The sequence below is a fragment of the Pantoea pleuroti genome, from assembly GCF_014156615.1.
GTDB classification, from domain to species: domain Bacteria; phylum Pseudomonadota; class Gammaproteobacteria; order Enterobacterales; family Enterobacteriaceae; genus Pantoea; species Pantoea agglomerans.
In genome coordinates this window covers 113,775-131,919 of sequence record NZ_SBFD01000009.1, presented here as the reverse complement: position 1 = coordinate 131,919, position 18,145 = coordinate 113,775, and the positions used below count along the sequence as shown (strand labels likewise).

General features: G+C 56.7%; 14 protein-coding genes. 3 read left to right on the top strand and 11 right to left on the bottom strand.

The features are described 5' to 3' along the window. Positions 1-76 precede the first annotated feature (76 nt). The 4 genes from EPG66_RS18715 to tam form a co-directional block, all read right to left on the bottom strand. A complete protein-coding gene (locus EPG66_RS18715; protein WP_182687745.1) occupies positions 77-595 on the bottom strand; it encodes a regulatory protein RecX in 519 nt (172 codons plus the stop codon). A gap of 122 nt (positions 596-717) precedes the next feature. Then, on the bottom strand, positions 718-1,785 hold the full coding sequence (recA, locus tag EPG66_RS18710; protein ID WP_010248510.1) for a recombinase RecA: 1,068 nt from the start codon (positions 1,783-1,785) through the stop codon (positions 718-720). A gap of 95 nt (positions 1,786-1,880) precedes the next feature. Beyond that, positions 1,881-2,375 carry a nicotinamide-nucleotide amidase gene (pncC, locus tag EPG66_RS18705; RefSeq protein WP_010672121.1) on the bottom strand — a complete coding sequence of 165 codons (495 nt, stop codon included), beginning with the start codon at positions 2,373-2,375 and terminating at the stop codon, positions 1,881-1,883. A 105-nt stretch (positions 2,376-2,480) separates the two neighbouring features. Next, positions 2,481-3,257 (bottom strand): trans-aconitate 2-methyltransferase, encoded by a 777-nt coding sequence (tam, locus tag EPG66_RS18700; RefSeq protein ID WP_083070216.1) that lies wholly within the window; start codon positions 3,255-3,257, stop codon positions 2,481-2,483. A gap of 167 nt (positions 3,258-3,424) precedes the next feature. Between tam and EPG66_RS18695 the strand changes: the two genes are divergently transcribed. Beyond that, the gene (locus EPG66_RS18695; RefSeq protein WP_182687743.1) at positions 3,425-4,312 is read left to right on the top strand and encodes a dihydrodipicolinate synthase family protein; all 888 of its coding nucleotides are present in this window, start codon (positions 3,425-3,427) and stop codon (positions 4,310-4,312) included. Positions 4,313-4,346: 34 nt separating this feature from the next. Here EPG66_RS18695 and EPG66_RS18690 read toward each other — a convergent pair whose 3' ends face one another. The 7 genes from EPG66_RS18690 to EPG66_RS18660 all read right to left on the bottom strand — a co-directional run bounded on the left by EPG66_RS18690 (position 4,347) and on the right by EPG66_RS18660 (position 14,189). Then, entirely contained in the window at positions 4,347-4,682 is a 336-nt protein-coding gene (locus EPG66_RS18690) for a zinc ribbon domain-containing protein YjdM (RefSeq protein ID WP_010248517.1), read from the bottom strand. Positions 4,683-4,762: 80 nt separating this feature from the next. Beyond that, the gene (gene mltB, locus EPG66_RS18685; protein WP_031594452.1) at positions 4,763-5,845 is read right to left on the bottom strand and encodes a lytic murein transglycosylase B; all 1,083 of its coding nucleotides are present in this window, start codon (positions 5,843-5,845) and stop codon (positions 4,763-4,765) included. Between the two features lie 149 nt (positions 5,846-5,994). After that, positions 5,995-6,672 carry a respiratory nitrate reductase subunit gamma gene (gene narI / locus EPG66_RS18680; RefSeq protein ID WP_010248521.1) on the bottom strand — a complete coding sequence of 226 codons (678 nt, stop codon included), beginning with the start codon at positions 6,670-6,672 and terminating at the stop codon, positions 5,995-5,997. Continuing rightward, the gene (narJ, locus tag EPG66_RS18675; RefSeq protein WP_033772484.1) at positions 6,669-7,397 is read right to left on the bottom strand and encodes a nitrate reductase molybdenum cofactor assembly chaperone; all 729 of its coding nucleotides are present in this window, start codon (positions 7,395-7,397) and stop codon (positions 6,669-6,671) included. Before narJ ends, narI begins: the two co-directional genes overlap by 4 nt. Continuing rightward, positions 7,394-8,938 carry a nitrate reductase subunit beta gene (gene narH, locus EPG66_RS18670; protein ID WP_031594453.1) on the bottom strand — a complete coding sequence of 515 codons (1,545 nt, stop codon included), beginning with the start codon at positions 8,936-8,938 and terminating at the stop codon, positions 7,394-7,396. Before narH ends, narJ begins: the two co-directional genes overlap by 4 nt. Next, the gene (locus EPG66_RS18665; protein ID WP_182687741.1) at positions 8,935-12,696 is read right to left on the bottom strand and encodes a nitrate reductase subunit alpha; all 3,762 of its coding nucleotides are present in this window, start codon (positions 12,694-12,696) and stop codon (positions 8,935-8,937) included. The genes narH and EPG66_RS18665 overlap by 4 nt, the downstream gene beginning before the upstream one ends. 101 nt (positions 12,697-12,797) lie before the next feature. Beyond that, on the bottom strand, positions 12,798-14,189 hold the full coding sequence (locus EPG66_RS18660; protein ID WP_010248529.1) for a NarK family nitrate/nitrite MFS transporter: 1,392 nt from the start codon (positions 14,187-14,189) through the stop codon (positions 12,798-12,800). Positions 14,190-14,505: 316 nt separating this feature from the next. Here EPG66_RS18660 and narL point away from each other — a divergent pair, with 316 nt between their 5' ends. Together narL and mutS are read left to right on the top strand one after the other, a co-directional pair. After that, on the top strand, positions 14,506-15,153 hold the full coding sequence (narL, locus tag EPG66_RS18655; RefSeq protein WP_115387245.1) for a two-component system response regulator NarL: 648 nt from the start codon (positions 14,506-14,508) through the stop codon (positions 15,151-15,153). 307 nt (positions 15,154-15,460) lie between these two features. Beyond that, positions 15,461-18,022, top strand: a complete 2,562-nt coding sequence (gene mutS, locus EPG66_RS18650; RefSeq protein ID WP_064703507.1) for a DNA mismatch repair protein MutS — start codon at positions 15,461-15,463, stop codon at positions 18,020-18,022. Positions 18,023-18,145: the final 123 nt, after the last annotated feature.

Genomic DNA, 18,145 nt, shown 5'->3' with positions numbered 1-18,145 from the left:
GTGGTGCCTGATTAGCGGAACAAAAAGTGGGAATAAGATAAATTTTCTTCAGTGGGAAGTAAAATTACATCGGCTTTTAGTCATCAAAATTTCTGAAAATGGACTGGATATCTTCGCTCATAAAACCCTTTGACTGCAGATAGCGTAGTACTTTCGCTTTCTCTTTCCACTCTGTGGGCAGCGGGTGTCCGAATTTCCGTTCAGCCATCTGAGCCGCACACGCCGCCCAGTCTACCTCTGTCTCTTCCATTGCAAGATCAATGGCTTCACGGTCGATGCCTTTCTGGGCCAGTTCAAGGCGCACGCGCTGCGATCCAAAGCCCTTACGGCTCCGGCTCTGAATAAATCGTTCTGTGAAACGCTCGTCGTTTAACCAGCCGCTTTCCTGACACCAGTTAAGAACCTGTTCCAGCAACGCTTCAGTAACAATTTCGGGCTCTTTTTTCTGCGCCCACGCAGCACGCTGCGCTGATTGTTGCAGTTTACGCGCTAACTCTGCACGGCTGTGATCGCGCTGACCCAGAATACGCATCGCACGGTCAAGCAGACGGGAGTAAGAGACGACATTAGGTTGGGGCTGAGAGGGTTCAGTCATACTGCGCACCTTGTACAAACAGAGGGAGATTATGGCGACAGAACAGGACAGAGGGAAGGCAAGAAAGGCAATAGAGGGGGATAAAACTACGGGAGAGGCTTTCGCCCCTCCCGCATCAGAGATTAGAAGTCTTCGTTCGCTTCGGCCGCGTCTTCTTTCTCAGCAGCCTTGTCGGCTGCTGCGAGTTTTTCATCCGCGCCGTTGAGCAACATCTCACGTAACTTCAGATCAATCTCGTTTGCCACAGCAGCATTCTCTTTCAGGAAGTTGCCGGCATTCGATTTACCCTGACCAATCTTGTCGCCATTGTAGCTGTACCATGCACCCGCTTTTTCAATCAGCTTGTGCTTCACGCCCAGGTCGACCAGCTCACCAAAGGTATTGATACCTTCGCCGTACATGATCTGGAACTCAGCCTGTTTGAATGGCGCGGCGATTTTGTTTTTCACCACTTTAACGCGGGTCTCACTGCCGACCACGTTATCGCCCTCTTTGATTGCACCGATACGGCGGATATCAAGACGGACAGAGGCGTAGAACTTCAGCGCGTTACCACCAGTGGTGGTTTCCGGGTTACCAAACATCACACCAATTTTCATTCGAATCTGGTTGATGAAAATCAGCAGGGTATTGGACTGCTTCAGGTTACCGGCCAGTTTACGCATCGCCTGGCTCATCATACGTGCCGCGAGGCCCATGTGTGAGTCACCGATTTCACCTTCGATTTCCGCTTTAGGCGTCAGCGCCGCGACGGAGTCGACGATGATCACGTCAACGGCACCAGAGCGCGCCAGCGCATCACAGATTTCCAGCGCCTGCTCACCAGTGTCTGGCTGAGAGCAGAGCAGGTTATCAATGTCTACGCCGAGTTTCTTGGCGTAAACCGGATCAAGCGCATGCTCGGCATCGATAAAGGCACAGGTTTTACCTTTACGCTGTGCAGATGCGATAACCTGCAGAGTCAGCGTGGTTTTACCTGAAGACTCAGGTCCGTAGATCTCAACGATACGGCCCATTGGCAGACCGCCTGCGCCTAATGCGATATCCAGCGACAGCGAGCCGGTAGAGATAGTTTCCACATCCATTGAGCGGTCTTCACCCAAGCGCATGATGGAGCCTTTACCAAATTGCTTCTCAATCTGGCCAAGCGCGGCAGCTAAAGCCTTCTGTTTGTTTTCATCAATCGCCATTTCAACTCCTAATCAAGCCGGGTAAACACGCACTCAGGGTGCCTGTACTCTTTCTGTTGCCGACAATTATACTGTATAGTCATACAGTATCAAGTTTAATTTGTCAGAAATTCGCCATACAGTTTCTGCAGGGCCCATGCCACCGACTGGCGGCGTACGGCATCACGATCGCCGCTAAAATGCTGCTGAAAAGTCAATACGTTATCCTGCGGCCCGGCAAAGCCAAACCACACCGTGCCCACTGGTTTTTCTTCACTGCCGCCATCCGGACCGGCAATACCGCTGACGGAGATCGCGTAGTCAGCATGGGCCGCCCTGCGGGCACCCAGCGCCATCTCCCGCACCACCACATCACTTACCGCACCATACTGCAACAGCGAAGCAGCCTGAACACTGACCATCTGCTGTTTGGCCTGATTACTGTAGGTCACAAAACCCCGCTCGAACCAGGCGGAGCTGCCGCTGATATCGGTAAAGACTTTGGCAATCCATCCCCCCGTGCAGGATTCCGCACAGGTTACAGTGGCATTGCGCTGCTTCAGCTTCTCACCTATCTGCGCACTAAGCGCCTGCAATTGCTGATCATCCATTGCGATTCTCCCTTTGGCTGTGGGTTGAAGGTGGTGCAGAAAAACCGCTTTTTCAAGGTCACTCACCATTATTACGCTGTTTTTGGGGCCAGCATTCCACTGCGCTTACCGATTTTTCACCGCAACCATAAAAAGACGCGGGAAGGCGAGCAACACCTGACCATCGGCCTGAGCCGGATAAGCCGCGAGCAAACGCTTGTGATAATCGGTCAGAAACGCCGTCTGTTCGGTCTCATCCAGCGTTGCCAGGAAAGGCCGTAAACCAGTCGCCTGCAGCCAGCTGATAATCGCCTGTGCATCGGCCATCACGTGATAATAGGTGGTACGCCAGATATCCACCTCACAGCCTGCCTGCGTCAGCAAATCGTAATACTCGCCCGTGGAAAGCAGCTGTGTACGTTCAGCGGCACCGGCATTGATGCGTGAGCGCCAGCGATCCGTTGCCGCCACCTCGCGCATCAGCCGGTGCGACGGCTCATTAAGGTTATCAGGCATCTGGATCGCCAGCACGCCACCGGGCGCCAGCTGGCTGACCAGATGGGGAAACAGCGTTGCGTGATTAGCCAGCCATTGCAGAGAGGCGTTGGCGTAGACCACCTGCTGCGGCACATCCGCCTGCCAGTTGCGGATGTCCGCCTGGATAAAACGACAGTGCGGCAGGCGTTCAGCGGCCTGAGTTAACATCGTGGCGGAACTGTCCAGCCCGGTAATCTGCGCCAGTGGCCAGGCATCGGCGAGCAGCTCGGTGCTGTTACCGGGCCCGCATCCCAGATCGGTCACCTGCTCAACCTGTTCCAGGCTGAGGCGCGCCAGAAGTTCGCGGGCTGGACGGGTTCGTTCCGCTTCAAACTTACGGTACAGCACAGGATCCCACTCTTTCATCATGACCTCTCGCTCAGTTATCAGATGCATCCGCTTACTGAGACGGATGAAAGAGGAAAAAGTGCGACCCGTTGCTCATTTTTGAATCATGCGCTGGCAGAGACCGGCCGGAGTCATTAAGTTAAAACACTGTTTCATTTTTTTAACATCCGTTTCAGGAGTCATTTATGAGTGAAGAATCGCCCTTTGCCGGTGTCTGGTGCCCTTCAGTCACCCCGTTCAATGCGCAGGGTGCGGTCGATATTGATGCGCTCGGACGACATTTCTCCCGCCTCAATGACTCCGGTATTGATACCTTACTGGTGATGGGCAGCATTGGCGAGTTCGCCTCACTGACGCAGCAGGAACGCTTACAACTGATTCAGGAAGCCAGACCCTTGTCATCGCTGAAGATGGTGGCGAACGTCTCGGCAACCTGCATTCCTGACATGCTGGAGCTGGCTGAAGCCGCCTGGAAAAATGACTTTGACGCGATGATGGTGCTGCCGCCCTACTATTACGGTCAGACGCAAAACCAGCTGATGCACTACTTCGAAGCACTGGACGCGCAGCTGGGTGGTAAATGGTTTGCCTACAACTTTCCGGCACGCACCGGCTGCGATCTGACGCCCGCGCTGATTGCCACCCTGGCTGCAAAGCTGCCCAACTTCGCCGGCATTAAAGATACGGTGGATTGCCTGTCGCATAACCGGATGATGATTGAAGAGACCCGCAAGGTGCGTAGCGATTTTGCCGTACTGTCGGGGTATGACGAGTACCTGCTCCCGAACCTGCTGGCGGGCGGAGCCGGCGTAATTTCAGGACTGAATAATATTGTGCCGGAGTACTTTGCGCAGATGATGAAGGCGTGGCGAAGTGGCAATCTGCCGGAGCTGACGCGCCTGCAGCAACAGATCGGTCGTTTGATGGCGATTTACAGTATCGGAGATGATTTCGTGACGACGATTAAAACGGCCGTGGCACGGCGCTATGACTCGATGAGCAGCGGCTCACGAAACTACGGTGGCACGCTGAATGCGGAACAGTGTGCCGCAATTGATAAGTTGTTCAGCTAAGCAGGAAAGCGGGCGCATCTCTGCGCCCCCGATCTCAGTTCTTTTTCACAAACTCAGATTTTAATTTCATCGGGCCAAAACCGTCGATTTTACAATCGATATTGTGGTCCCCTTCAACCAGACGAATGCTTTTCACTTTAGTGCCGATCTTCAGCGATGAAGAACTGCCCTTCACCTTGAGATCTTTGATCACCGTGACGCTGTCGCCATCTGCCAGCAGATTGCCGTTGGCATCACGCACTTCCAGTGTTGCGTTGCTGCTGTCACCTTCTCCCTCGGTCCAGATGTGACCGCAGGAGGGGCAGTTAAGGTTATCGCCATCTTGCCAGGTGTAATCGGCATGACAAGCCGGGCAGGCAGGTAAAGACATAATGACTCCAGAAATATCAGTGGCTGTGTGGCCTGAAAAAGGGCGCCATCATATAACCTTACAGTTAACAAGGACAGCCTTTATAACAGGCCGCCCTGACGTGCCTTGCTCACCGCCTCACCCAACTGCCACACCGCCATCGCATAATGGGTACTGTGGTTGTAGCGGGTAATAACATAGAAATTGGGTAAGCCGTACCAGTACTGGTAGCTGGTGCCCAAATCCAGGCGTAGCAGGCTGACCTGATCGTTACCGTCCAGCGAGCCCTGTGGTGACAATCCTGACGCCGCCAGCATGCTCACGCTGTAACGGGTTTTGAAGCCATCTTCCAGCATCGGTGCCTGACCGCTGGCCGGTACCGCCACGTTTTCGCCGCTGCGCCAGCCATGCTTCTGAAAATAGTGCGCCACGCTGCCGATAGCATCCTCCGGATCCCACAGGTTTGCATGACCGTCGCCGTTGAAATCAACCGCATAATCATTGTAAGAGGAGGGCATAAACTGACCATAGCCCATCGCCCCGGCAAAAGAGCCTTTCAGCGCCAGCGGGTCATCCTGCTCTTTGCGCGACATTAACAGAAAGGTTTCCAGCTCGCTGCTGAAGTACTCTGCGCGGCGCGGATAATTAAAGGATAAGGTCGCAAGCGCATCCAGAATCCGCGTTTTCCCCATCACGCGACCCCAGCGGGTTTCCACGCCAATGATGCCCACAATAATTTCTGGCGGCACGCCATAAACCTGCTGTGCGCGTTGCAGGGCATCCTGATACTGATTCCAGAACGCCACCCCATTTTGCACGTTATCGGGCGTAATGAACTTGTTGCGATAGCGGATCCAGGCGCCATTAGGGCCTGGCGCTGGCGTATAGCTTGGTGCCTGACGGTCCATCAGTCGCAGCACATAATCCAGTCGTTTGGCCTGACCGATGATGTTGTGCAGTTGCTGACGGTCAAAGTCATGCTTCTCCACCATCTTATCGATAAATTGCTCTGCTGCCGGGTTACCGGCAAAGTCGCCAAACATCGCCTGTCCGCTGTGCGACGGCTGCAGTAAAAAACCGCCCTGTGGCGCAGCCAGCATCTTCTGCTGGGACGGGACTTCAGGTTTGCTGCTGCAGGAGGCCAGAAGCGGGATGAACGCAAGGAAGGCTAACTTGAGGCGCATCGGTTATCCATAAACGAGGGGTAATTTCAGATGCGGTAATAGTAGACGTTCAGCGCAATGACATACAGGGCAAAATCTTAAAAAAACGTCAAGGCAACCGTGGGCTAAAATGGCTGCGGGTCTCTCTCTGTCCCGCAGCCATCATGCGCTTAGCGGCGGTTTCTCACCAGCTGATAGCGACGGGTCAGATACTCAACCGGCGCGCTCCAGATATGCACCAGGCGGCAGAACGGGAACAGCAGGAACAGTGTCATTCCCAGCACCATGTGCACGCGATAGATAAACGCCACGCCGTCGAGATGCTGCGAAGCGCCACCGTGGAAGGTCACCACCGCCTGCGCCCAGCCCACCAGCTTCATCATTTCACTGCCGTCCATGTGCTGGGCGGAGAAGGGAATGGTCAGCAGGCCCAGCGTCGCCTGCGCCACCAGCAGGGTCATGATCAGAATATCACCGACGCTACTGGTCGCCCGCACCCGTGGATTGGTCAGGCGGCGCTTCAGCAGCAGTCCACCGCCCAGCAGGGTCATCGCCCCGAACAGGCCACCAGCGATCATCGCCAGTTTCTGCTTCACGTCGATCGGCAGGAAGGATTCATACATCCAGTGCGGCGTCAGCATTCCGACGATGTGACCGAAGAAAATACCGATGATGCCGATGTGGAACAGGTTGGAAGCGAGACGCATCCCTTTTTTGTCCAGCATCTGACTGGAACCGGCACGCCAGCTGTACTGCCCGTAGTCATAACGCAGCCAGCTTCCCACCAGGAAGACTGTTCCGGCGAGATAGGGGTAAATATCGAAGAAGAAAGTGTTAATAAAATTCATGCTGATTCTCCTGTGGTACGCGCCGTCGCCGCGGCGATGTCCAGATACTGCGGCGCGACCGCATCGGCGAAGCGACGCTGATGCATCGCCTGCTGCGCCGAGGCGCAGCCCTGTTCGCCGAGAAATTTAATCTGCTCCTCTTCCCAGACAGCATCCAGTGCTGCCGGCGTATCGTCGCGTGCTTCCTGCGCCACCTGTGGTTTTAGGGCTGCAGGATCAACCGCGCTACCGGACAGCGTCAGTAACACTGTGAAGAGATCGGCGTAGGGGCTCTGACGCTCTTCAAGCCGCGCCGCCAGCAAGGCCAGGATAGGCACGATGTCGTCCAGTCCCTGACGCGCGGCCTCATCGCTTTTACAGGCGAGATACTCCAGGTAGAGCGGCAGGAAATCGGGCAGCTCTTTGCTGTCCAGCTCCAGACCATCGGCACGATACTGTTCCAGCAGATCAACCATCGCCTGACCGCGATCGCGTGACTCACCGTGCACGTGTTCAAACAGCAGCAGCGAGGTGGCGCGGCCACGATCAAACAGTTCGCAGTAGTCAGCCTGCACGTCGAGCAGTGGCCGGGCACAGAGCTGATTGATAAACCGCACCAGCCGTGCGCTCTGCTGCAGGTTGAGTTCAGTGGCGTCATCCAGCGCCGCGATCAGGTCGGAAGAGTGGGTGAACAGCGCCTCGTCCGGGTAGTCCAGCAGCCGCGAAAGAATACGTAACGTCATCATGAGGCATCCTCCGGACGGATGGTTTTCTTACTGATGTCGATGGCATCAATACGGCGGCTGTTGAACAGGTTGAATTTGCTGTCACTGCCGTGACAGCCATCGCCAAAGCTAAAACCGCAGCCTTTGCTTTCCGGGAAGGCTTCACGCGCCAGTTCGCGATGGCTGGAGGGCACCACAAAGCGATCTTCATAGTTCGCGATCGCCAGATAGCGGTACATCTCCTGCGCCTGCGCTTCGGTCAGGCCGACCTGCTCCAGCGCCCGGATATCATGCTCACCGTCCACGCTTTCTGCGCGTTTATAATGACGCATCGCCAGCATCCGCTTCAGTGCCAGCAGCACCGGTGCGGTGTCGCCTGCGGTCAGCAGGTTCGCCAGATACTCAACCGGAATGCGCAGGCTCTCCACATCCGGCAGCACGCCGGTGTGCGCCAGCGCCCCGCCATCCACCGCCGACTGAATCGGTGACAGTGGTGGCACATACCAGACCATCGGCAGCGTGCGATATTCAGGGTGAAGTGGCAGCGCCAGCTTCCACTCCATCGCCATTTTATAGACCGGTGAACGCTGTGCTGCGTCGATCACGCTCTGCGCAACGCCATCTTTCAGCGCCTGCGCAATCACCACCGGATCGTTGGGATCGAGGAAGATGTCCAGCTGGCTCTGATAGAGATCTTTCTCGTTTTCCGCTGCGGCCGCCTGTTCAATCCGGTCAGCGTCATAGAGCAACACGCCGAGATAGCGGATACGGCCGACACAGGTTTCTGAACAGACGGTGGGCTGGCCCGCTTCAATGCGCGGATAACAGAAAATACATTTTTCTGATTTGCCGCTTTTCCAGTTGAAGTAGATCTTCTTGTACGGACAGCCAGTGAGGCACATCCGCCAGCCGCGACATTTATCCTGGTCGATCAGCACAATGCCATCTTCGCCGCGCTTGTAGATCGCGCCGCTTGGGCAGGTCGCCACACACGCCGGGTTGAGGCAGTGCTCACACAGGCGCGGCAGGTACATCATGAAGGTGTGCTCAAACTGACCGTAAATCTCCTTCTGGATGTTATCGAAGTTCTTATCCTGCGAACGTTTGGCAAACTCGCCGCCGAGAATCTCTTCCCAGTTCGGGCCGTTTTCGATCTTTTTCATCCGCTGACCGGTGATCAGCGAGCGCGGACGCGCAATCGGCTGATGCTTACCGGCGGGCGCATTGTGCAGATGCTGATAATCAAAATCGAACGGTTCATAGTAATCATCCAGCGCGGGCACATCCGGGTTGGCGAAGATCTTCGACAGCAGACCGATGCGACTGCCCATGCGCGGCTCCAGCTTACCGTTGATCTTACGGATCCAGCCGCCCTTCCACTTCTGCTGATCTTCCCAGGCGTGCGGATAGCCAACGCCCGGTTTACTTTCGACGTTGTTAAACCAGGCGTACTCCATGCCCTCGCGGCTGGTCCAGACGTTTTTACAGGTCACCGAGCAGGTGTGGCAGCCGATACATTTGTCGAGGTTCAGCACCATGCCGACCTGTGAACGAATTTTCATGGTTTTACCTCCTGCTGGCTGCCCTGGCAGGCATCGTTGCCTTCCCCATCTAACCAGTTAACGTTGTTCATTTTTCTCACTACCACGAACTCATCGCGGTTCGAGCCGACGGTGCCGTAGTAGTTAAAGCCCCAGGAGAGCTGCGCATAACCGCCGATCATATGGGTCGGTTTCGGGCAGGTACGCGTCACCGAGTTATGGATCCCGCCGCGCTGGCTGGTGATCTCCGAGCCAGGGATATTCACGATACGTTCCTGCGCGTGGTACATCATGGTCATACCCGCCGGGATACGCTGGCTCACTACTGCACGTGCGGTCAGCGCACCGTTGGCGTTGAACGCCTCGATCCAGTCGTTATCCACAATACCCAGCTCACGGGCGTCATCTTCACTCATCCAGACAATCGGTCCGCCGCGCGACAGTGTCAGCATCAGCAGGTTGTCGCTGTAGGTGGAGTGAATGCCCCACTTCTGGTGTGGCGTCAGGAAGTTCAGCGCCTTCTCCGGGTTACCGTTGGGTTTGCTGTTCAGCAACGGTTTCGCCGCACGGGTATCGATTGGCGGACGATAGACCATCAGGCTCTCGCCAAAGGCGCGCATCCACTCATGATCCTGATAGAGCTGCTGACGGCCGCTCAGAGTTCGCCACGGGATCAGCTCATGAACGTTGGTGTAGCAGGCGTTGTAAGAGACATGTTCATCTTCCAGCCCTGACCAGGTCGGGCTGGAGATAATTTTGCGCGGCTGCGCCTGGATATCGCGGAAGCGGATCTTCTCATCTTCTTTATTGAGCGCCAGATGGGTGTGGTCACGCCCGGTAATTACGCCCAGCGCCTGCCAGGCTTTCACCGCCACCTGACCATTGGTCTCCGGTGCCAGCGCCAGGATCACTTCTGCCGCATCAATCGCCGTGTCGATATTCGGCCGTCCCGCTGCCGGGCCATCCGCTTTGACGTAGTTCAGCTGCTTGAGGAAATCGACCTCTTTGCTGGTGTTCCAGCTGATACCTTTGCCGCCGTTACCCAGAGTCTCCAGCAACGGTCCCAGCGAGGTAAAGCGCTCCCAGGTCGCCGGATAGTCGCGCTCCACCACCATAATGTGTGGCGCGGTTTTACCCGGAATCAGGTCGCATTCGCCTTTTTTCCAGTCTTTCGCCTCAAAAGGCTGCGCCAGTTCCGCGGGCGAGTCATGCAACACCGGCAGAGTAACGATGTCTGTTTCAACGCCTAAATGACCCGGGCAGAGATCGGAGAAGGCTTTGGCGATGCCTTTGTAGATCTCCCAGTCACTTTTTGAGTCCCAGGCAGGATCGACGGCCGCCGAGAGCGGATGAATAAACGGATGCATATCCGAAGTATTCATATCGTCCTTTTCATACCAGGTCGCCGTTGGCAGCACGACATCGGAGTAGAGACAGGTGCTCGACATGCGGAAGTCGAGTGTGACCACCAGATCCAGTTTGCCTTCGGCGCCCTGATCCAGCCACTCCACCTCTTCCGGCTTCACGCGGCCCTGCTGGCCTAAATCTTTGCCCTGAATGCCGTTTTCCGTGCCCAGCAGATACTTCAGCATGTACTCATGCCCTTTACCGGATGAGCCGAGCAGGTTGGAGCGCCAGACAAACAGGTTACGCGGGAAGTTCTGCGGATCGTCCGGCTGTTCAGCGGCAAACCGCATGGTGCCCTGCTTCAGACTTTCCACGGTGTAATCCAGCGGCGACTGACCGGCGGCTTTCGCCTGCGCCGCGATGTGCAGTGGGTTGACGTTAAGCTGCGGCGCTGAAGGCAGCCAGCCCATACGTTCGGAACGGACGTTAAGGTCGATCAGGCTGCCGCTGTAGCGACTTTTATCCGCCAGCGGGGAGAGCAATTCGCTGGTGGCCAGGGTTTCATAGCGCCACTGACTGGAGTGGTTGTAGAAGAAGGAGGTGCTGTTCATCTGACGTGGCGGACGCTGCCAGTCCAGGCCGAAGGCCAGCGGGGTCCAGCCGGTCTGCGGACGGAGTTTCTCCTGGCCGACATAGTGCGCCCAGCCACCGCCGCTCTGACCGACGCAGCCGCAGAAAATCAGCATGTTCATCAGGCCACGATAGTTCATGTCCATGTGATACCAGTGGTTCATACCGGCACCGACGATGATCATTGAACGACCGCGGGTCTTCTCGGCGTTTTCGGCAAATTCACGGGCAATGCGAATGATGTTCTGACGGGAGACACCCGTAATCTGCTCCGCCCAGGCCGGGCTGTACGCTTTGATGTCGTCGTAGGTTTGCGCGCAGTTGGCATCATCCAGACCGCGATCCAGACCATAATTCGCCAGCGTCAGATCGTAGACGCTGGTAACCAGCGCTTCACTGCCATCCGCCAGTTGCAGGCGTTTCACCGGCAGCTTGTGCAGCAGGATTTCGTCCAGCGCAACGCTGTTGAAATGCTCGCTGGTAATACCACCGAAGTAAGGGAAACCGACCTCGACCACCTCATCGTGGCTCCCGAGCAGGCTGAGCTGCAGTTCAACTTCCTGATGTGATGCCCCATCACGCTGCTCAAGGTTCCATTTGCCTTTTTCGCCCCAGCGGAAGCCGATAGATCCCTGCGGCGCGGTCAGCTCCCCGGTCGCCTCGTTGATCGCGACGGTTTTCCACTCAGGGTTATTCTCCTGACCCAGCCCATCCACCAGATCGCTGGCACGCAGCTGACGGCCGGCTGCGTAAAAACCGCCCTCACGGGGTTCCAGCAGCACCAGCATCGGCATATCGGTGTAACGGCGCACGTAGTCGCGGAAATAGCCAACTTCGCGATCAAGATGAAACTCTTTCAGCATCACGTGGCCCATCGCCAGCGCCATCGCGCTGTCGGTGCCCTGCTTCGGACTCAGCCATTGGTCACACAGCTTCGCGACTTCAGCATAGTCCGGCGTGATCGCCACGGTTTTCGTCCCTTTATAGCGGACTTCCGTAAAGAAGTGCGCATCCGGGGTACGGGTCTGCGGCACGTTAGAGCCCCAGGCAATAATGTAGGAGGAGTTGTACCAGTCAGCCGATTCCGGCACGTCGGTCTGCTCGCCCCAGGTCATCGGTGAGGCCGGCGGCAGATCGCAGTACCAGTCGTAGAAGCTCAGACAGGTGCCGCCAATCAGTGACAGGTAACGTGCGCCCGCAGCGTAAGAGACCATCGACATTGCCGGAATCGGTGAGAATCCCATAATGCGGTCAGGGCCGTAGGTCTTCGCGGTGCAGATGTTCGCGGCGGCGATCATCTCGTTGACTTCCTGCCAGCTGGAGCGGACAAAGCCGCCGCGTCCACGCGCCTGTTTGTAGCTTCTGGCCTTTTCAGGATTACTGATGATGGATGCCCAGGCGTCCACCGGGTCGCTGTGCTGCGCTTTCGCGTCGCGCCAGAGCTGAATCAGCTTCTTGCGCATCAACGGATATTTCAGGCGGTTAGCGCTGTAGAGATACCACGAGTAGCTGGCACCGCGTGGGCAGCCACGCGGCTCATGGTTTGGCAGATCGGGACGGGTACGCGGATAGTCGGTCTGCTGGGTTTCCCAGGTGACCAGTCCATTTTTGACGTAGATTTTCCAGCTGCATGAGCCGGTACAGTTAACACCGTGCGTGGAGCGCACGATTTTATCGTGCTGCCAGCGACTGCGATAGCCATCTTCCCAGTCGCGGTTGCTGTTTAACGTCTGGCCATGCTGGCCGGAAAAGGGCTCGGCCAGCTGTTTGAAATAGCGAAACCGATCAAGAAACTTGCTCATCCGGAATACTCCTGAAGGCTTAATGTGACATTGCTGACTCTGCATCTGTACCGACACAGAAAGTGAAATTTTGCCGGTGCGCCATACCGGCTTTGTCGTTATCAGGCGCGTGCTTTTCGGCCATAAACCAGCCAGGTCACCGCGATGCAGCAGAGATAAAAGACCAGGAAGATTTTCATCGCGCCGGCGGGTGAACCGGTCATGGCGAGCGACAGGCCAAAAGTCTGCGGAATAAAGAAACCGCCCAGCGCGCCAATGGCGGAGATAAAGCCGAGCGCAGCAGAGGTTTCTGTTGCCGCTTCGCGCTGTGCCAGCGCATCGTCGCCGCCCTCAGCTTTGATACGTTCCAGCGTCAGCTTACGGAAGATCACCGCAATCATCTGATAGGTGGAGCCGCTGCCCAGACCGGAGGTCAGAAACAGACCCATAAACACGGCGAAGAAGGCAACGAACGAGCCATCATGTCCGGCACCCGGCAGGGTGAGGAACAGCAGCGCAGCAAACAGCGCCATCAGCACGTAGTTGACAAGCGTGACGCGGGTACCGCCGAAGCGGTCAGAAATGATGCCGCCTGCTGAACGGGCCAGCGCGCCAATAAAGGGGCCGAAAAAGGCGTAATGCATGATCACGACATCAGGAAATTGCGTCTTCGTCAGCATCGCAAAACCGGCAGAGAAACCGATAAATGAGCCAAAGGTGGCCAGATAGAGCAGCGCCATAACCCACAGGTGTGGACGTTTCAGTACCGGCAACTGCTCACGCAGCGAGGATTTCGCCGCCGCCAGGTCGTTCATGCCGAACCAGGCCGCCAGCGTGCCGATCGCCAGGAACGGCACCCAGATCCAGGCGGCATTTTCCAGCCAGATGCTATCGCCGGTGACGGTGGTCTGACCCACATCGGCAAAACCAAAAATGGCACAGGAGATCGCCAGCGGGGCGACAAACTGCATCACGCTGACGCCAAGGTTACCGAGGCCGCCGTTGATGCCCAGCGCGCCGCCCTGACGGGCTTTGGGAAAGAAGAAGCTGATATTGCCCATGCTCGACGCGAAGTTAGCGCCACCAAAACCGCACAGCAGGGAAATCACCATAAAAGTGGTGAATGAGGTCTGGCTGTCCTGTACGGCAAAGCCGAGCCACAGGCAGGGGATAATCAGGATGCCGGTGCTGAAGGCGGTCCAGCGGCGTCCCCCAAAGATGGGAATAACAAAAGAGTAAGGCACACGCAGCAACGCGCCAGAAACCGACGGCAGCGCGGTCAGTAAAAAGAGCTGCTCAGTGCTGAAGGTAAAGCCAACTTTATTCAGGTTAACCGCAACGGTGCTGAACAGCATCCAGACGCAGAAGCCCAGCAGCAGGCAGAAGACAGAAATCCACAGGTTACGGCTGGCGATACGTTTACCACGCGCCTGCCAGAACGCGTCGTTTTCCGGTTGCCAGTCCTGAATTAACGCGCCGCGCGTCGGGGTTTGCAAAGAGGTGGATTGGGTCATAAATCTCTCATCAGCAGAATAATAATTGTGCGTATCCTGCGCATCCGGCGTGGTGTCGGGCTTGATACAAATCAACGGCAATGCAGGTTACAGAGGCACGCCGCCCTCTATTCACCCCGGTTAAGTAGTTGACTGAATTGAGATAATCCTTATAAATCATAAGGTTTAAACACGGCCGCCCATGCCTTCTGTAAAAGGGTGTCCGACTGGAAATAAAGGAGTAGTCCATTGGGGGTATATAGCGACCCCGCTTCACCGGTAAGATAGGCTCTTCGCCCGCTCAGGGCTGGCGTATGTAACAGGAACAGGAGCCATTGTGACGGCAGAGAAATTTACGCTTTTATTGATCGACGACCATCCCATGCTGCGCAACGGCCTGAAGCAGCTGATTGCGCTGGATGAAAGGCTACAGGTGGTTGCCGAAGCGGGTAATGGTGTTGATGGCCTGGCGCTGGCGCAGCAGCATGATCCCGACCTGATCCTGCTTGATCTTAATATGCCAGGTCTGAACGGACTGGATACCCTGACCCAGCTGCGTGAGATAGCTCTTTCTGGCCGGGTGGTGGTGTTCAGCGTTTCAGATAATGAAGAGGATGTGGTCAGCGCGCTGAAGCGCGGCGCTGATGGTTATCTGCTTAAAGATATGGAACCGGAAGCCTTACTGAAAGCGCTGCATCAGGCTGCTGCCGGTCAGATCGTGCTGAGCGAGGCGTTAACCCCGATTCTGGTCGCCCGGTTGCGTGAAGCGCAGCCTGCTCAGACGCGCGACATCAATCAGCTGACCCGGCGCGAACGCGATATTCTGCAACTGATCAGCGACGGGATGACCAATAAAGCGATTGCCCGCAAGCTCGCCATCAGTGAAAGCACGGTTAAGGTTCACGTTAAATATCTGCTGAAGAAGATGAACCTTAAATCCCGACTTGAAGCCGCCGTCTGGGCGCTGCAGAACGGGCTGCACTGACCCTTCTCCCTTCCCAGATGTGGCGCAGTACCCTCCTGCCGGCCGTAAACTGCCGCAAAAATCGCGTGCCGCCTCGCAGCCCCGCATCAGCGTCATGAGAACAGGCACTTTTTTGTCGCCAGCCGCCGCCACATTTGCCAGGATGCCCGTCAGGTTACACCCGGTCAGGATCGCGGCTGTGCATCACGCTGGCATATGCCCTGCCCTATTCGTTATCATCTGATTATCCTGCGCGCCTGGAATCCCTTTCGGTTTCATGGGCGTTGACCGCCAGAAATTCACCGCATTAAAGATGAGCTAAAACCTTATGCAAGAGCCAACCGAAAAGGACTTTCCTTCCCATACGCCGATGATGCAGCAGTACCTGCGCCTCAAGGCGGAGCATCCTGACATTCTGCTGTTTTACCGTATGGGTGACTTCTACGAGCTGTTTTATGACGATGCAAAACGTGCCTCGCAGCTGCTGGAGATTTCACTCACCAAGCGCGGTGCGTCAGCGGGCGAGCCGATTCCGATGGCGGGTGTGCCCTATCATGCGGTTGAAGGTTACCTGGCTAAACTGGTGCAGCTGGGCGAATCCGTTGCCATCTGCGAGCAGATAGGCGATCCGGCGCTGAGCAAAGGCCCGGTCGAACGCAAAGTGGTGCGCATCGTTACTCCAGGTACCATCAGTGATGAGGCGCTGTTGCAGGAGCGACACGACAATCTGCTGGCGGCGATTGTGCAAAGCCCGCGCGGTTTTGGCTACGCCACGCTGGATATCAGCTCAGGCCGTTTTCGCCTCAGCGAACCTGCCGATGCGGAAACCATGGCGGCAGAGCTGCAGCGCACCAATCCGGCGGAGCTGCTCTACCCCGAAGATTTCCAGGCGATGTCGCTGATCGATCAGCGACGCGGCCTGCGACGCCGTCCGCTGTGGGAGTTTGAGATCGATACCGCGCGCCAGCAGCTGAACCTGCAGTTCGGCACCCGCGATCTCAATGGCTTCGGCGTGGAGAATGCGCACCTCGGACTGAGCGCGGCGGGCTGCCTGCTGCAGTATGCCAAAGATACCCAGCGCACCACGCTGCCCCACATCCGCTCGCTGAGCATGGAGCGGCAGCAGGACAGTATCATCATGGATGCGGCCACCCGCCGTAATCTGGAAATCACCCAGAACCTGGCAGGCGGCACCGACAACACCTTAGCGGCGGTGCTGGATAAAACGGTCACCCCGATGGGTAGCCGGATGCTGAAACGCTGGCTGCATATGCCGCTGCGCGATGCGCGCATCATTAACCAGCGTCAGGAGTCGATTGCTGAGCTGCAAAATCTCAGCGACGTGCTGCAACCGGTGCTGCGTCAGGTCGGCGATCTGGAGCGAATCCTGGCTCGCCTGGCCCTGCGCACCGCACGTCCGCGCGATCTGGCTCGCATGCGTCATGCGTTTCAGCAACTGCCGGAACTTAACCAGCTGCTGGCCGATGTTGAGGCGCCACAGTTGCAGAAGCTGCGCACGCAGATGGGCGAGTTTACCGCGTTGCGTGAGCTGCTGGAGCAGGCGGTGATTGAGTCACCGCCGGTGCTGATCCGCGACGGCGGAGTGATTGCGCCCGGCTACAACGCGGAGCTGGATGAGTGGCGCGCACTGGCAGATGGCGCAACCGACTATCTTGACCGGCTGGAGATCCGCGAACGCGAGAAGCTGGGACTGGATACCCTGAAGGTCGGCTTTAACGGCGTGCATGGTTATTACATTCAGGTGAGCCGCGGACAGAGCCATCAGGTACCGATGCACTATGTCCGTCGTCAGACCCTGAAAAATGCTGAACGCTATATCATTCCGGAGCTGAAAGAGTACGAAGACAAAGTACTCACCTCCAAAGGTAAAGCGCTGTCGCTGGAAAAAAGCCTGTATGAGGCGCTGTTCGATCAGTTGCTGCCGCATCTTGAAGCGCTGCAGCTGAGTGCCGCCGCGCTGGCAGAGCTGGATGTGTTAAGCAATCTGGCAGAACGTGCCTGGTCCCTGAACTATTGCCGCCCGGTATTGCAGGATAAAGCCGGGATTAAAATCAGCGGCGGACGTCATCCGGTGGTGGAACAGGTTCTGAAAGAGCCGTTTATTGCCAACCCACTGTCACTGGCACCCCAGCGCAGAATGCTGATTATTACCGGCCCCAACATGGGCGGTAAAAGTACCTATATGCGCCAGGCGGCACTGATTGCGCTGATGGCATGGATTGGCAGTTTTGTTCCTGCCGATGAGACGCTGATTGGCCCGCTGGATCGCATCTTTACCCGTGTCGGTGCCGCTGACGATCTCGCCTCCGGGCGCTCGACCTTTATGGTTGAGATGACCGAAACCGCTAACATCCTGCACAACGCCACCGAAAACAGCCTGGTGCTGATGGATGAGATTGGCCGTGGAACATCCACCTACGACGGTTTATCGCTGGCCTGGGCCTGCGCCGAAAACCTGGCGAACCGCATCAAGGCGATGACGCTGTTTGCCACCCATTACTTCGAGCTGACAACACTGCCGGAAAAAATGGAAGGCGTGGTCAACGTCCATCTGGATGCCGTTGAGCATGGCGACACGATCGCCTTTATGCACAGCGTGCAGGAGGGTGCGGCAAGTAAGAGCTATGGTCTGGCGGTAGCGGCGCTGGCCGGGGTGCCCAAAGAAGTGATTAAGCGGGCACGCAATAAGCTGAAGGAACTTGAGACCGTTTCAAACCACTCCGCGTCATCGACGGTCGATGGCTCTCAGCTGCCGCTGCTGGTTGAAGAGACCTCGCCTGCGGTGGAGGCGCTTGAGGCGCTGGATCCGGATACGCTGACACCGCGTCAGGCGCTCGACTGGATTTATCGTCTTAAATCGCTCCTCTGATAGTCAACCGCACCGCGTTAATGCGCGGTGCGATGCTTACTCGCCCGCAAATCACTTTTCTGCAGACATAAAAAAAGCGATGGTTTTCACCATCGCTTTTCGCATTCAAACTCAGATTTACTG